Here is a 16858-nt window from a genome sequence, read left to right as displayed (position 1 = left end):
TTTTGAAACTCCTAGAAATTAATTATGCTTGATTTTCGCCTTTAAGTTTGTAGGTTAAATACCGCGCACCGTATCCTAAATAACGACGAGTTAGTTCTAAGAAAATTGAGTTAACATCGTCACTTTTAGCATCTTTAGCTATGTCTTTAGCTTTCTGTTTAATTCTTGTATTAATATCTGAAACGATGGTTTCAGCTAAAGAATTTTGACCTCTTCCCCATTTTTCATCTCTACCAACTTGATAATGAAGAAAGTTTTTAATTACTTCTGTGCTTTCAGTAGTATCAGCAACTCTTACTAAATTACGAAATTGTGATTCTTCTAACTTACCGTATGATCTACGATTATCTAAAGCATCTTGAATCCATGTGACTAAATGATCCTCAGCTTGACGGATAGCTTTTTGAATTTTTAATTGTTGTTGAGTTGATAATTCACTCATACTGCTTCCTCTCTTAATACTAAATGAAACTCATTGCAGATTTGTACTTGTCCAAAACCTTCGGAAGTGCGATCGCCTATTCCATACACTTCCAAATCTTCCCAAGCTTGTAACCACGAGTCTTTATTATCTGTACTAAATAAATACACACCCCCTCTATTTGTCACTAACTCCACATCTTTCATCAAACCCCAAGCAGCATTCCACCCGGAACGATAGTCATAGCTACTATAAGCAGTGTGAAGTTGCAAAGATGAATCCTTCACCCCTGTAAACTGTTGTAGCATTGTTTCAGAAATTACCGTTGTGCGTTGCCAATTTTCTGTTAAAATTGCATCCGCTTGTAAATCAATGGTGAAATAAATACGATTTGCGGGTAAGTCGGAAACTGTACCAAAAATATTACCCCATTCATCCCAACGTTTACGCAATTTTTGATTAAATTTATCTATTTGATAATTGAATTTTGATTCAATCTCTTGAGGTGGTTTGACTGTCATCTTTACCTTTCCTAAACCACGTGAACTTGCACCTCCTAAACGGAAATTATCTTGATGATTATGAATAAATGTTTGCAGGGTATTAGCCAAATCATCAGGTGCTAAAATTGTGCTTGTGTATATGACAGCTTCCTTTTTTTGTTCTTTTGATTCATTTAAAACTTCAATACTGTAAAGTACCCTTTCTTCAGAAGTAGCACGTCGTCGGTTTATTCCTACTCTAGTTAATAGACGAGTTTTAGCAGAGTTTTTAGAATATTTACTGCTTTTTCGACTATAAAAACCAGGAAAATTATCTACTCTATCTCCTTCTACTTCATTACCCTCTATCGGGCTGTTAAAATCATAAATTTGTCCATGATTTTCTGCACAAAAGCGATCTATTAAAGTGTCGAAAACACCATCTCCTTTGGTTCTAAATCCAGGTCTTATTTTAGAACTTAACGCAGTTGCAGGTATGACTATAACTTCGGATTTAATTTTATCATCTCCTGGATAAGCATTTTGGAAAATTGCCGGATTTCCACCTAAAAACAATTTATAAAAATCATCATCTGGTTCAATCTCTTGATTTGTTTGTTTCAATATCTGACTAGCAACTGCACCACGAATTACAGAACCCGGAATACAATCTTCAACTTCACTAATGTTACCTCCTGGTTTCTTTTGTCCAATTGCTAAAGGTGATAAAGCCTTAATTTCTAAACTTATTTTTTTCATTATTCCCTACTTCCTTTAGCTAAAAATTCCCATGCTTCTGCTGCTATTGATAAATCTGGTAATTCCCAAGTCAACCAGCCTAAACCGGCTGATTTGCTTCCACCTAAAGCGTTAATATGTTTCAATCCGGCTAAAATTAATGGTGCTGTATAAGGAGGTGCATTTAATAGATGAATATCACCTTTAAACCTCAATTTTGTATTTGCTGGTGATGTTTCTAAAAAGTAAAGTTTGCTTTCTTCTGAGGTGCGACGACGACGGTTTATAGTTACACCAGGACGGATAATTTCTGGTAAGTTATCAGGGTCTTCTTCACAAATCAAATCATCTACTATGATGCGGGAAGGTAAAACCGGATTTCCGAAGATTTGACAAATTAAACAATGATGGTTTTTGTCATTTTCTGATATTTTATACTCTTCTCTGACAAAATTACCATCTAAACCTGCCCTTTGGGGACACATTGTTTGCGGGTTGGGAGAATAGCAAATATCCCATTTTAAACCTCTGGCTATTTTCTCACATTCATGGCGTAAACGTCCTTTTAATTGTGAACCAGGAATGAGTAAATTTCCTTCTGCGTTGCGAACTATGGGTTTATCTGCGAGTGAACCGGAAGAACCACCAGCACCTATACATAATGCTGTATCAATGATAGCGGTAATGGTTTTAGTTTGGGTTGAGTTAGTTATTTGTTCTAATTTAATCATGACTCAATCCCCGCTGTTACATTTTCTGATTTATCTGATTCTTCACTTTCTGGTTCTTCTACAAATTCATAAATATCAACCATATCGCGCCAAATTGTTTCGTAGATTTTTTCCTCTGACTCATACATCCAAGGTGCTAAGTTACCATTATTATTTTCATCTTTTGGTAAACACCAAACTTCTTCAAAATCTCTTTTTAATTCTGCTTTACCTTGTTTAAGTCTGACTCGGAAATACCGATAATTTAGTATGGCTGTGTGTTTACCTCGTTCTAATAAACTACGAATTTGGTAAAGTTGTGATTTAGGGAATTTGGCTTTTTTCAATGCTGCAATGGATTTTAACAATCCTCCTATTTCATGTAAGGTGTAAGGTGCTGCATAAAGTCTTAATTTAGGGGAAGTTTCGATAATTAATGCTTCACTACGGAATTCTTTAACATTAGATGCAATCATACTGACTGATTTGAGAGTTAGAAAGTCTATTGTTCCACCGTGGTATTCTACTTTCTTTAATTTCTTAGCCTTTTCTTTGGCGGATTTTAGTAATTGTTCTGTTAAATCTTTGGCGTAGTAAATTGGTGTGTTAACAGCAGTAATTAAAACTCCTATGGATGTACTCAATTTACATTCTGAGTTTTTAGCTGTTTGTGGTTGATAACGGTGAATGTTTCTCTTATCTACAGGTTTATTGGCTTCAATTCTATAATCTGCTTTTTCATCTGATTTGTCAATCATTATTTCTTCAAATTTCTCTCCTATCATTTGAGAAATTTCTAAGGCTTTGTTAGCAGGAACAATGATGAAAATGTCGTCACCACCGATAGTAATAATTTCAAATGGATGCACTAAATCACCATTTTTAAATCTATGATCTTCATCATTATTGTAATTTTTCAAAACATGAGGATGTAAGTTTTCTGCTATTGCGTGAAAAACAGCTTCTTCTGTAGCATCACTTACGTCTAAACTAAATTTTTTATATTTCTGAGGAGTGCGAATTTTTTGGATATATCCACCCATGTTATTACCATCTGCGTAAATATAGGCTACAAAGCCATTACTAGCATTAGATACATGAGTTAATGTTTTAGGAATTTCTACATCTTTAGGTTTGAGATTTCCATAATATTTGGTTTTTAAATAGTCATGCTTTTCTAAAAATCTATCAAATCTTTTGACCCAGCTTTCAAATATACCTCTACGCCATTCTAATTTAGAATCAATATACCATTTTGGTTCCTCTGTATCTCCATCTTTTGCTCTATCACCAACAAGATATTTTCTAACTGATGCTTCAGAAAAATAGGTTTCTCTTGGTAATTCACCTTCACCTACTCTCATAATAGTAGAACGTCTATCGCTTCCATCTCTAACTAAATAAGGATGGGTTTCAAATATGACTGGATATCGACGGTTGGTATTTCGTCCAGGAATAATATTACCGCTACGTCGTTGATTAAATAAAATCGCTAGTTTGGTGGTTATTTCATTAAAGCTTTTGCGGTTTTGAAATACTTCTAAACGTTCATTTTCATTTTTAGGGAATCCAAAATAAGCCTGAACAATTGGTTTTTGGTAATTCTTTTGATACCAATCAAGCCAAGGTGTATCTTCTATTTTTTCTTTGAGTAATCCAAACCGAATTTCTAATAATCTAAATGTATCACCAACTGCACAGGAATTAGCTGTTAATGTTTCATGAGTATAACGTTTTTCGATAGCATCAGCTAAGTCATGAACATACGCAGTAGGACAAAAAGCCAGAATGTTTCCACCTGTTGAATAGATGATTAATTCGGAAATGAGAACTTCTGATAATTTATATGTATTGTGAAAGTTTTTATTTAACCATGTTCTAACATCACTGCATTGAGCATTATAAATCTGTGGAACATCTTTATCATTAAAAAATGCTGGTAAATCAATTAAATTAATTCTATCTAATAACCCAGATGCACCACGCACTTCTTGAATTTTTGCTGATTCAAACACATACTGTTTAACCTTAGTCACACCACCATAAACTAAACCAATTTTGGTAGTTTGATTCCATAAATCAGGATAATCATTTTTTAGCTTTTCTAAAGTTTCAGGAAAATCATCCTTATCAATACCTTGCAAATCTTCAACCTGTTTAACAATAGTTCTTACTGCTGCTGGAACTTCTCCCCCATTCCTCAAAGCTTTGCACATTTCCCGCAAAACAGTAATGTCAAACTGCGGTTGACGTTCATTACCCCAAGCTAAACACCAAGCTATACCAATAGATATTGGGTGGATTGTGTTATTCATGATTTATCCTCTATACTCACTAATAAATTTGCCAAAGCCCGAACGATCGCACGACTAGAAACATCCTCCCCACGTTTTAACCGATGCACACTACCTTTCAGAATCGGCGTTTCCTGTGCAATCACATCATTTACACCGTCATAATCACTGTAAATAATCGCCACCACCGACAAACCCAGCGATTTACATAACTCCTGCCAAGGTGCAATATCACCCACATCCTTCACCAAAATCACCGCATGAGTCGCTGCACCCATAATCAAACGGTTAGCATCAGATATTTTTCCCCCCACATCAAACACAAATATCGGTGTATTAATCCCCCTCACTTCCTGCGCTTTCCCTTCTGCAAACTCTCGTGTAAAACCTGCCTTATATTCAGCCTTCAACTTCTGGGCTAAATCTGCGTCCCGTCGTGCAGTTTCCCCAAACCAAGAACCATCCCCATCTGGACAACCAGAAAATACATAGGATGCTGGTGCATTAGGAATCTGCAACAACGCCTGTTTTAAACCTTCCCGGAAGCAAGTTTTTCCCGTATTTGCAAACCCGCAAATCACCAATTTGATACTTGACTGTGGCTGAATCCGCACCACATCGAAAGTATCCCCAACTCGATAATCAGGGTGTTTACTAATGGTGACAACATATCTATCCAGACCTTTATCGCCTATTTTGGGGTCAAAAAAGGCAATGACATCATATAACTTAGATAACTTATCAGCTAACACCTGACTCACCAGTACTGATGTCCGTCCGTTAATTTTAATCAGCGAACCCCCCGGTAATTCCCCACAAGCAATCATCTCATTCAACCTGGCAGCTGCATCACGGACAATTTCATCACCCGTAGTCAGAGTAGCGCCAAATCCTACTTTTAAAACATCACCGTCTAAATTGATATGGTAAGTATTCATTAAATGGCGCTGAATTAGAAAATAACTAAATCAAGACTCTTCTAATTTCGTTAATTAAAACTTCAATCAATTAAGTCTCCCAGCTTATATGCTGGATTGTGTGTGATAGAAATCACATATTTACCGAGTTTTGGATCAAAAAATGCGATCGCACCGTAAATATGAGATAACTTATGTGCCAACACAAAAGCGACAGGAATAGAAACAGGGCCATTAATCTTCAGCAGTTGTCCCCCCGTTAATTCTCCCAACCGTGACATCTCCTCCAACCGCGTAGCCGCATCTTTCACAATCTGGTCATTTTGGGCAGGTTCACCAAAACTCACCCGCAAAATATCATCTTTTAAATCAATGTTGTAAGTAGTCATCGCCTCTACCTAGTAAGCAACTATCACATCATACATGGCATTGGAAGCAGCCTATTCCAGATTGGTTTATCTTGGACTAATACCCAAACTCCTAGATTTAAGTGTCTGAGCAAAATTTTTCTGATCTTCCCCAGGTAGAACTACTGCAATGGTTAGCACGCGGTTCTCTCAAACAAAACCTACTGCGTGCAGTTCGGTTGTGGGTGTGGTTACGTTCTTTATATGGAGACGGTCAAGACCAGGTATTACTGAATGATGGTTTTACCTTAGCCGATTGGAAAAATACCTTCTTCAATTCCACACACCCTAAAGGAGAAAAAATTCCTCAATTCCATGATCCTCACTGTCATTGTGCAAAAACTACCGCTGAATGGTTATTTGATTCTCACACAGGATTAAATCAAGAAGAATGGCAGCACTCTTTATTATCCCATATTCATATTACTAATTTAGATGAAATCCTCCAAAAGCGATTATTTGGAATAACTCGTCGTTCCTTACAAGCCGATTTACAAATTTTAGAAGAGTTAGGTTGGCTAGAAAATCGAGAACAAAAATATCATCGAGTAAAACATTTACCTTCTCGTCCCATTACCACCAAACACAATTATAATGAACTATATTTTCTCAACCAAGTAGATTTAGAAGAAATTGCAGAAAATCTTTCTCAAAAAATCGCTGGTGTTCAACGTTTCTTTTTTAAACTAGATTATGTAGTCACTGCCATAGACAAAGTTGAAAACTGGCAATATGAACTCCGCAAACTTTGGTCACAAACCCCAGTTCCACCGATTAAATTAATTTATAACAGTGCCAGATTGGTAGAATCTGTAGAATGTTTAGTTTATCCCGTCTGTATTTACTATGTACAACGTGCAGTTTATCTCTGTGCTTTTGGTGAAAGTCCTGATAGAAAAACAGATTGGTATAATTTTCGTTTAGATAGAATTGAAGATATTACCCCAATTGCATGGACAAATCCTGCCATTCCTAAGGCACTACAACAGCGTTATCAAAAAAGGAATTTACCAAATCCCGAAGAAATTGAAGTACAAATGCCGAAAGCATTAGGGTTTGATTTTTATTTAGAATCTCGACTAATGCTATTACGATTTGACCGGGAATATCATGACCGCTACATTCAAGATACCTTTCGACATGAAACATTTAATTTAATTAGTTATCAAAAAGCGAAAAGCTTGATTGAAAATTCTGTAATCAATCCAGAACAAAAAGCAGAATTATTAAAAATTCTTGCAAATCGTTCCCCAAAAGATGCTTATTATAGTTTGCAATATCGACATGGAGATAATAATGTAACCATGCGTTTACGAGCTTGGCGACCAAAGGTAGAAATTCTATTACCTTATGATTTAAGACAAAAAATTGCGGCTGATATTACCAAAGAAATAGGACTTTATCATATATAATTTAGTCGATTTAATGCTTCACTATTTGTAACCAAATAAATCTTGACAAGTAACTTGCTACATTTTAACCTTAATATATAGCGGTTCCCGGTTGAGTGAGATACAAGAACCCCACCCCCAACCCCCTCCCCGCAAGCGATGAGGGGGCTATGATGTATTTAATTCAAATGCATACCGCTATAGCGATAAATTTGGCAGACCTAGAGCGGGGGCAAAAACCCTGGAGATCCGCCAAATTGCCAGAACCTTGATAATTGAATACTTTCAGCGTTTCATTAGTTTCAGTTGGCAGTTAACCCAAAGCCTGAAATGAGGTTTTTTAAGAGGTCTGCCAAAATCGTCTCTAGATTCCGCCCCCAGATTATGTTTCAGATGGCGGGGTTTCCAAATAAATAATCCCCGCAAGGGGACTGAAACCGGATTCTACACTTTGAGAAAGGATGTTAGCTAAGTTTCCAAATAAATAATCCCCGCAAGGGGACTGAAACAACCCTACTAATTTCTTGGGGATGAAATTTAACTTGCCGTGTTTCCAAATAAATAATCCCCGCAAGGGGACTGAAACCCTTCCTGAATCTTGGATTGATTCTCCTTTCTTCCTGGTTTCCAAATAAATAATCCCCGCAAGGGGACTGAAACAGCATCTACTAAGCTGCTAATAGATTGATTTTGTAAAGTTGTTTCCAAATAAATAATCCCCGCAAGGGGACTGAAACTATAGAAAATAAATCTATATCGGCTTGGGTAAGCAATCCCGGTTTCCAAATAAATAATCCCCGCAAGGGGACTGAAACAAAGTAGAAAGTTTGTTGTCAAAATGCCCCTGAGATGTTTCCAAATAAATAATCCCCGCAAGGGGACTGAAACCTGTTATATCAGCGGTTTTCCAACTGTTTTTAATAAAGTTTCCAAATAAATAATCCCCGCAAGGGGACTGAAACTCAACTGAGCAATAAAGCTCTTTGCTTCTTTTTCTCTTAAGTTTCCAAATAAATAATCCCCGCAAGGGGACTGAAACTGGCGATCGCTGCTGCAATCTGTTTGTGGTTTTCCGTTTCCAAATAAATAATCCCCGCAAGGGGACTGAAACTATCTGACTGGGCTTCTGATAACTGGTTACAACCCCTGGTTTCCAAATAAATAATCCCCGCAAGGGGACTGAAACAAGGTGGAAATCAACGGGTAAATCTTCATGCACCTGGTTTCCAAATAAATAATCCCCGCAAGGGGACTGAAACATTTCTTTTACAGTTTCGACGGTAACTGTACCTTTAGGGTTTCCAAATAAATAATCCCCGCAAGGGGACTGAAACCTCCATAATCCCAGCAATCATTACTAAGGATTTACCCAAAGTTTCCAAATAAATAATCCCCGCAAGGGGACTGAAACCCCCTAAAGAGACTATCTAAAACATCACCGCTATTTTATGTTTCCAAATAAATAATCCCCGCAAGGGGACTGAAACAGTTTTAAGAAATTATCCTCAGTCGGATCTACATCACCCGTTTCCAAATAAATAATCCCCGCAAGGGGACTGAAACTTTGAAAACGGACATCCGAGAATTTTAAAACTCATCCAGTTTCCAAATAAATAATCCCCGCAAGGGGACTGAAACGGGCATTAACTCAAACTTTTGCAAACATTGGGAAAGTTTCCAAATAAATAATCCCCGCAAGGGGACTGAAACTTAAATCAGAGATTTCAACAAACCAAATGGGGTATTTCTAGGTTTCCAAATAAATAATCCCCGCAAGGGGACTGAAACTTACCAGCGATCACGCCTGTGAAGTCATTATTAGCAGGTTTCCAAATAAATAATCCCCGCAAGGGGACTGAAACAAACAACCAAAGCAAAGGAGATGCAGAGATGAAAGTTTCCAAATAAATAATCCCCGCAAGGGGACTGAAACAAACGCTATGTATATGATTATTAGGACACCTGAATTTGTTTCCAAATAAATAATCCCCGCAAGGGGACTGAAACAATTTGGAGATGAAGGTGGGCGGCTTGCTTGGATTCCTTGTTTCCAAATAAATAATCCCCGCAAGGGGACTGAAACCTACCCCTAAATCCAATGCAAACTGACGCACAGGTTTCCAAATAAATAATCCCCGCAAGGGGACTGAAACTCAATACCTTGTTTAAAGTATTTTTGAAAACAAAAAATGTTTCCAAATAAATAATCCCCGCAAGGGGACTGAAACATTAACTTTTGGGGGGACACTCATGTTTTAATTACTAGTTTCCAAATAAATAATCCCCGCAAGGGGACTGAAACGTGAAGTTGAAACAGCTAAAACAGAGGAAGCCCCCACGGTTTCCAAATAAATAATCCCCGCAAGGGGACTGAAACACGATCAGGAAGAAGTGAAGAAGTTGGTAAAGCCGAGTTTCCAAATAAATAATCCCCGCAAGGGGACTGAAACTTTGCCCTCTATTTTCTTAACTTCTTATATTATAGATTAATTCATCGTTTCCAAATAAATAATCCCCGCAAGGGGACTGAAACGGATCGGAACCCATCACGAACGACAATGCCATCGACAATGTTTCCAAATAAATAATCCCCGCAAGGGGACTGAAACTTTTCTTCTGGATGTACTCGCCAAGACTCAAATCGTTCGTTTCCAAATAAATAATCCCCGCAAGGGGACTGAAACATTATTTTTAATAATAGCACGATGACACTATATATGTTTCCAAATAAATAATCCCCGCAAGGGGACTGAAACCCTATCTTCCTTATGTGTTCAATTACCTGCTTCTCTAGTTTCCAAATAAATAATCCCCGCAAGGGGACTGAAACTGCGTTAGAAAATATGCAGACATCTATAACCTAGTATTGTTTCCAAATAAATAATCCCCGCAAGGGGACTGAAACCAGCGATCGCATAATTGTTCTTGAAATAATTCTTGGGTTTCCAAATAAATAATCCCCGCAAGGGGACTGAAACGTCAATATTACATAGCTAGTGCTACTTCGGTGAAGGGCATGTTTCCAAATAAATAATCCCCGCAAGGGGACTGAAACTCATTATTCAAAATTGTAGGATTTGGATAATTACCGTTTCCAAATAAATAATCCCCGCAAGGGGACTGAAACCTGTCAGTGGCCAAGGCAAGCGATTAAGAGAAGTCGCGTTTCCAAATAAATAATCCCCGCAAGGGGACTGAAACTATTTTCCATATTTCTATATAAGCCGTATTCCCAATTGTTTCCAAATAAATAATCCCCGCAAGGGGACTGAAACACAATGATGTTATTAGGAAGACCAAGCAATTGTGCGTTTCCAAATAAATAATCCCCGCAAGGGGACTGAAACCCCAAGATCTATACCAGATTGATGGTACTTTGTATAGGTAGTTTCCAAATAAATAATCCCCGCAAGGGGACTGAAACTTATTAATGTTCGACATCGACATATTAACCTCTGAGTTTCCAAATAAATAATCCCCGCAAGGGGACTGAAACACGATTGGTTTGGAGTCTCTATCCCTGATGGGGGTTTCCAAATAAATAATCCCCGCAAGGGGACTGAAACATAATTTCTTGGCTTCCTCAGCAAGTCCTTTAAGAGCGGGAAAGTTTCCAAATAAATAATCCCCGCAAGGGGACTGAAACTCCTAATGGATAGTAAGCTTTGTTTACATATAGTCTAGGGTTTCCAAATAAATAATCCCCGCAAGGGGACTGAAACTTAACACCGAAGCCCGTGCCAGTTGCAGCAACAGTGTTTCCAAATAAATAATCCCCGCAAGGGGACTGAAACGGGACACAATAAAGGTGTGCCAGCGCAGGGGATTGTTTCCAAATAAATAATCCCCGCAAGGGGACTGAAACTTAACTATTCAAATATGTGTCCGCTTCATGGTCAAAATGTTTCCAAATAAATAATCCCCGCAAGGGGACTGAAACCTAGATTATAGATGCGATCGCACCATGCCTTAACTTGTTTCCAAATAAATAATCCCCGCAAGGGGACTGAAACTTTGGGCTATTCGCATCAAGGCAGACGCTTCTAAGGTTGTTTCCAAATAAATAATCCCCGCAAGGGGACTGAAACCTGTATCGTCGCAACAATGAAAGAACAACCAAAAGTTTCCAAATAAATAATCCCCGCAAGGGGACTGAAACGAGAACAATATTACCCGAATTAAAGTTGATTTAGGGTTTCCAAATAAATAATCCCCGCAAGGGGACTGAAACTCTCCATCAATAATCACGATTTCGCCGTGCGCCATGTTTCCAGTTTCCAAATAAATAATCCCCGCAAGGGGACTGAAACGCATCTCAAACACCTGCTGAACCTACCGCACCTGTAAAGTTTCCAAATAAATAATCCCCGCAAGGGGACTGAAACTTGAAGACTTCAAACAAGAATATGGAGATTATTTTGAGGTTTCCAAATAAATAATCCCCGCAAGGGGACTGAAACACACAAAAGCCTGCCAGCCCGATTGTCACAGGTTTAGTTTCCAAATAAATAATCCCCGCAAGGGGACTGAAACAAAACTTTCCCAAACCAATCAGCATCCGGAATTGAGAAAGGTTTCCAAATAAATAATCCCCGCAAGGGGACTGAAACGTTTTTCTTCTCTTATGGAATCTTTCTTTCTAGAATGGTTTCCAAATAAATAATCCCCGCAAGGGGACTGAAACGATTGAGGAGCTATTTGACTACGCTCTACAACTAGTTTCCAAATAAATAATCCCCGCAAGGGGACTGAAACAAAACATATCAACACTGCTGTCTATATTGGCTTTAAAGTTTCCAAATAAATAATCCCCGCAAGGGGACTGAAACAGATGCTAGTAAGCGAGGATAGCACGCTTGCTTATTAGTTTCCAAATAAATAATCCCCGCAAGGGGACTGAAACTGTTCCCAAGGAATTGAGCGATGGCACAAAATTAAATCCTGGTTTCCAAATAAATAATCCCCGCAAGGGGACTGAAACAAAGCTACAAGCAAGAAATCTAAAATTATTTTGCATGATAGGTTTCCAAATAAATAATCCCCGCAAGGGGACTGAAACATAGGATTACTGCTGGCGAGGTGGTGACATGATAGTTTCCAAATAAATAATCCCCGCAAGGGGACTGAAACTCTATTCCTAAGTCAGCCGCAGATAGCCCAAATGTCGTTTCCAAATAAATAATCCCCGCAAGGGGACTGAAACAACCACTCAGGATGAAAAGGCCACACCCGCCGATAGCCTGGTTTCCAAATAAATAATCCCCGCAAGGGGACTGAAACGTCCACCTTCATTTTTTAGAGAGATACCCTTATATTGCGGAGTTTCCAAATAAATAATCCCCGCAAGGGGACTGAAACTTTTGTGAGGTTGTGCGAGGGATGCAATATTGCATCCCTGGTTTCCAAATAAATAATCCCCGCAAGGGGACTGAAACACTACGTAAGAACCGAAAAGCACGGTCAGAATATAAAGTTTCCAAATAAATAATCCCCGCAAGGGGACTGAAACAATTCCCGACAACCAACCGATTATCCCCACGGTTTCCAAATAAATAATCCCCGCAAGGGGACTGAAACCATTTGAAGTTAACGACGAGGTTAAAATCCGTCGTCCAAGTTTCCAAATAAATAATCCCCGCAAGGGGACTGAAACTTCTTTCCCCGATTGTTTTTATAGAAACTATCCACTCAGTTTCCAAATAAATAATCCCCGCAAGGGGACTGAAACCGGATGGCAATATCAGGAAGAATCAGTTCCAGGGATGTTTCCAAATAAATAATCCCCGCAAGGGGACTGAAACAAAAGTCAAATTGCTAACCAATCCGAGAAGCAAGTCAAGTTTCCAAATAAATAATCCCCGCAAGGGGACTGAAACTTGAAGACTTCAAACAAGAATATGGAGATTATTTTGAGGTTTCCAAATAAATAATCCCCGCAAGGGGACTGAAACAAAGCTACAAGCAAGAAATCTAAAATTATTTTGCATGATAGGTTTCCAAATAAATAATCCCCGCAAGGGGACTGAAACTTTTCTGCTGCATGGGTTCAGGACAAGTGGCGACAGTTTCCAAATAAATAATCCCCGCAAGGGGACTGAAACATTGGATTCCTTTTGAGTGGATTGACAAGATTTTCGGTTTCCAAATAAATAATCCCCGCAAGGGGACTGAAACAGGGATTGAGGTGGATTACTTAGGAAAGCGTCAGGTGTTTCCAAATAAATAATCCCCGCAAGGGGACTGAAACGCATCTTCAACCTCAGCCGATTCAGAAATAAATAGCAGGTTTCCAAATAAATAATCCCCGCAAGGGGACTGAAACATTGTATAGGTGGGAGGTGTCCGGCTGGAGACAACCAGTTTCCAAATAAATAATCCCCGCAAGGGGACTGAAACACTATTTCAGGGATTCCCCAAGGGTTTGGCATATTCTATGTTTCCAAATAAATAATCCCCGCAAGGGGACTGAAACTATTGCAGTGTATTGATACACGCTTATAGGCTTTTAGTTTCCAAATAAATAATCCCCGCAAGGGGATTGAAACCCTCCTGTTTGAGCTTTGTAAACTGCCTTATCTCCAGCGTCAGTTTCCACATAACTAATCCCCGCAAGGGGACTAAAACCGTGTAAGATACCAAGTATAAAATAATGTAGCATCAAAAAAAAATGCCAAGAGCAGCTACATCCAGCAAACGCAAAACCCCATCAAAAAATACCTCTCTAGTATGGGCAGATAACACCGAATTAGTTGGCTTAGTCTTTGACCTAGAAGCGACCAATTCCACATCCCTATACTCACAATACACCATTGGACTTCATGCTTGGTTTTTAGACCAAGTGCGGCAAATTAACCCAGACCTTTCAGCATATCTGCATGATAGCGAATCAGAAAAACCTTTTAACATTTCTGCCCTCGCAGGTCAACTGCTTCCTACAGGTAAACAACTACAACTACAAGCAAACCAAACTTTAACTTGGCAGATAAACGCCATTTCTCAACCAGTAGTTCAGTTTTTGAGTCAATGGTTAACCCAACTTCCACCTACTCTACAATTAAGGGATGTTCACTTACAAATAAAACAAGTAAGTATTATTCATCCACCAACTACTTATAGCCAACTCCTACAATCATCTACAAAAAAACACACAAACATTAATCTGAGTTTTATTTCCCCTACCAGTTTTCGCCGCAAAGGACATCATTTTCCGCTTCCTGTTCCCGTCAATCTTTTTCATAGTTACCTCAGACGCTGGAACGACTTTTCAGGAATACCTGTGGAACAAGATGCTTTTCTCAACTGGATAGATGAAAATGTGATTATTCATCAACACCGCTTAGAATCCGTTAAAGTCGCCGCAGGTAAACGGGGTTCAGTGACTGGTTTTACAGGGGCAATTTCTTTAGGTTTGAGTAAAAGCGCTTTAGCTAATATAGAATTTACTCAGTTATTTTATACTTTAGTTCAACTTGCACCTTACTGCGGAACAGGACACAAAACCACCTTTGGACTCGGACAAACCTGTTTAGATTGGGTAGAACCAAAATCAAATGCATCTTCGGGAACGTTAACAACCTTGCTTGGAGAACGCATTGAGGAGTTAACAGCCATATTTACAGCACAACGAAAACGGACTGGGGGCGATAGCGAAGCGCTCCGTAGGAATCGCACTGAAAAAATTGCTATAACTTGGGCTACTATTTTAGCACGGCGAGAAATGGGCGAATCATTACAGGTAATAGCTAAAGATTTAGAAATACCTTACATCACAGTCAAAACTTACGTTAAATTAGCTCGTCGGGCGCTTAAAGATACACAATAGACATAGGAGTGAAAAAGAATGTAGTAGAGACGTTCCATGGAACGTCTCTACAAGGGTTCTGGAAAACGCATATTTAAATTCGGTCGATGTCTATTTAAATACTTATTTAAATACTGATAATTATAGTAAGCCTAAATTTACGGCTTGTTGCCATGCTTGATTAAATTCAATTCCCTGCTTAGTAGAGATATATAATAGTACTATAACCGCTGAACATTTGGAGTTATCACAATGTATCAAAAGTGGCTTGGGTAATTCGCTAATAATTTGAAAAACCTCGATAGCAGACTCATGATTGAGATTTTCAATCTTAATTGGAAAATTGACATAGTGCAATCCTAAAAGCTCAGTTTTTTCCTGTTCATTGTTCCATGAGTTTTGTTCATCTGCAAAACGGAGATTTAAAATAGACTTATAACCATCATCAGCAAGGTTTTGAAGCTGTTCCGGTGTAATTTGTCCACATATCGTTAATTCCTGATTAATCTTTCTAACAACATTCATAGTCTGAGTTTTCACTGCTCATATCTATAACAATTCGTCAGGTAAGGGAACAGGGAACACTTCATCAATATCTGTGAATTGCGGGTAACGGAAAACATAAGTGTTCATGAATCATCTAAGACTGCTATAGGAACTTTGGTTACTTAATATCTGGCACAAATAATTTAGGGTTCTTATAGTGTTAAGCGTATTATTAACTTAGATCTAAAATTTGAGGATCTTGTGAGGAAGTCATTCTTGGGGAAGAATTTTACAGCGTTTTTCCGTTGTTCACCCCTAGATGATTTGCAACTCACTACAGGAGTTACACCAATTTTTGTATAAAAATGCGCTCAATTTCAAGATAAATGCTGGAGGCATACCACAGAGACGCAGAGAAACCAGTGCGTTGGGCTGGTTTCCCGACTTGTAGCAACTAGCGCGACACAGAGAAGAAAAATACAAGGTTAGAAAATTCTGTGTAGCCTCACAAAGAAATGGTGTGAATCGAAAAATAAATGTAAGAATTCAGGAGTCAGGAGGAAGAAGGAATAAGGAATAAGGAAGAAGAATATTTTTCTCTTCTGACTCCTAACCCTCACGGAAAGACTTTTTTAGCAAGCCCTAAGAGGATGTTTGAAAAGTATCAGAATTGATTGAGATCCCCCCAACCCCCCTTTTTAAGCTACGGTGTACACACAAGTACTATTTGCAAGGGTTTTAGGCGTTATAGACCCCTTAAATTGTCATTACGAGCGGAGCGAAGTAATCACATAATCCCGTGGTTTTTGCGATCTCTCCGTCGTTCCTCCTCTCTACGAGACGCGAACGCGAACGCAATGACAGGTTTCCAGAGCGATCGCAAAACCTCAAGCTAGATGACGAAACCAAGTACTAGTAGGAATTTTAAGACTTGTGTGTACACCGTAGCCTTTTTAAGGGGGGCTAAATTTCTCAAAGTCCCCCTTTTTAAAGGGGATTTAGGGGGATCTACAAGTGTTAGATACCACACGACAAAGTTTTCAAACATCCTCTAAATAGATTTGTGTCCAAAATCATGAAACCTAGAGATGTCCTCACAAGTTCCTCAAGTTTTGATCTTAGTTTCAACTAATAACCAGGGGTTGAGAAAATAGTCAAGGGAAAAACTCTTGGCAATTTATCCATAATTGAGAGTAGTTGTTAGAGGGGAA

At 38.6% G+C, this 16858-nt stretch carries 9 protein-coding genes and 1 CRISPR repeat array; of the genes, 2 read left to right on the top strand and 7 right to left on the bottom strand.

The features are described from left to right. Nucleotides 1-22: 22 nt before the first annotated feature. The 6 genes from ACOWPH_RS15110 to ACOWPH_RS15085 form a co-directional block, all read right to left on the bottom strand. On the bottom strand, nt 23-442 hold the full coding sequence (locus tag ACOWPH_RS15110) for a hypothetical protein (RefSeq protein WP_015216200.1): 420 nt from the start codon (nt 440-442) through the stop codon (nt 23-25). Further along, nucleotides 439-1662: a type III-D CRISPR-associated RAMP protein Csx10 gene (gene csx10 / locus ACOWPH_RS15105; protein ID WP_015216199.1), complete on the bottom strand. Its 1224-nt coding sequence runs from the start codon at nt 1660-1662 to the stop codon at nt 439-441. The genes ACOWPH_RS15110 and csx10 overlap by 4 nt, the downstream gene beginning before the upstream one ends. Beyond that, nucleotides 1662-2372 (bottom strand): RAMP superfamily CRISPR-associated protein, encoded by a 711-nt coding sequence (locus ACOWPH_RS15100; protein WP_015216198.1) that lies wholly within the window; start codon nt 2370-2372, stop codon nt 1662-1664. Before ACOWPH_RS15100 ends, csx10 begins: the two co-directional genes overlap by 1 nt. Continuing rightward, a complete protein-coding gene (gene cas10 / locus ACOWPH_RS15095) occupies nt 2369-4666 on the bottom strand; it encodes a type III-B CRISPR-associated protein Cas10/Cmr2 (protein ID WP_015216197.1) in 2298 nt (765 codons plus the stop codon). Before cas10 ends, ACOWPH_RS15100 begins: the two co-directional genes overlap by 4 nt. Further along, nucleotides 4663-5583, bottom strand: coding sequence for a hypothetical protein (locus tag ACOWPH_RS15090; RefSeq protein ID WP_015216196.1), 921 nt, complete (start codon nt 5581-5583; stop codon nt 4663-4665). Before ACOWPH_RS15090 ends, cas10 begins: the two co-directional genes overlap by 4 nt. Before the next feature lie 62 nt (nt 5584-5645). After that, nucleotides 5646-5951 carry a CRISPR-associated protein Csx3 gene (locus ACOWPH_RS15085; RefSeq protein ID WP_015216195.1) on the bottom strand — a complete coding sequence of 102 codons (306 nt, stop codon included), beginning with the start codon at nt 5949-5951 and terminating at the stop codon, nt 5646-5648. Nucleotides 5952-6052: 101 nt separating this feature from the next. Here ACOWPH_RS15085 and ACOWPH_RS15080 point away from each other — a divergent pair, with 101 nt between their 5' ends. Further along, on the top strand, nt 6053-7381 hold the full coding sequence (locus ACOWPH_RS15080; protein ID WP_015216194.1) for a TIGR03985 family CRISPR-associated protein: 1329 nt from the start codon (nt 6053-6055) through the stop codon (nt 7379-7381). A 380-nt stretch (nt 7382-7761) separates the two neighbouring features. Next, nucleotides 7762-13984: a CRISPR direct-repeat array (repeat unit 37 nt; unit sequence GTTTCCAAATAAATAATCCCCGCAAGGGGACTGAAAC). Nucleotides 13985-14027: 43 nt separating this feature from the next. After that, nucleotides 14028-15182, top strand: coding sequence for a CRISPR-associated endoribonuclease Cas6 (gene cas6 / locus ACOWPH_RS15075; RefSeq protein WP_015216193.1), 1155 nt, complete (start codon nt 14028-14030; stop codon nt 15180-15182). 120 nt (nt 15183-15302) lie between these two features. Here cas6 and ACOWPH_RS15070 read toward each other — a convergent pair whose 3' ends face one another. Further along, entirely contained in the window at nt 15303-15686 is a 384-nt protein-coding gene (locus ACOWPH_RS15070; protein WP_015216192.1) for a fused DSP-PTPase phosphatase/NAD kinase-like protein, read from the bottom strand. Nucleotides 15687-16858 lie beyond the last annotated feature (1172 nt).

The sequence above is a fragment of the Anabaena sp. PCC 7938 genome, assembly GCF_049315035.1.
GTDB lineage: Bacteria > Cyanobacteriota > Cyanobacteriia > Cyanobacteriales > Nostocaceae > Anabaena > Anabaena cylindrica.
This window is presented reverse-complemented; position numbering and strand designations above follow the sequence as displayed.

Coding starts and splice junctions, on each gene's coding strand:
- ACOWPH_RS15110 (WP_015216200.1), bottom strand. CDS start 442: ATGAGTGAATTATCAACTCAACAACAATTAAAAATTCAAAAAGCTATC.
- csx10 (WP_015216199.1), bottom strand. CDS start 1,662: ATGAAAAAAATAAGTTTAGAAATTAAGGCTTTATCACCTTTAGCAATT.
- ACOWPH_RS15100 (WP_015216198.1), bottom strand. CDS start 2,372: ATGATTAAATTAGAACAAATAACTAACTCAACCCAAACTAAAACCATT.
- cas10 (WP_015216197.1), bottom strand. CDS start 4,666: ATGAATAACACAATCCACCCAATATCTATTGGTATAGCTTGGTGTTTA.
- ACOWPH_RS15090 (WP_015216196.1), bottom strand. CDS start 5,583: ATGAATACTTACCATATCAATTTAGACGGTGATGTTTTAAAAGTAGGA.
- ACOWPH_RS15085 (WP_015216195.1), bottom strand. CDS start 5,951: ATGACTACTTACAACATTGATTTAAAAGATGATATTTTGCGGGTGAGT.
- cas6 (WP_015216193.1), top strand. CDS start 14,028: ATGCCAAGAGCAGCTACATCCAGCAAACGCAAAACCCCATCAAAAAAT.
- ACOWPH_RS15070 (WP_015216192.1), bottom strand. CDS start 15,686: ATGAATGTTGTTAGAAAGATTAATCAGGAATTAACGATATGTGGACAA.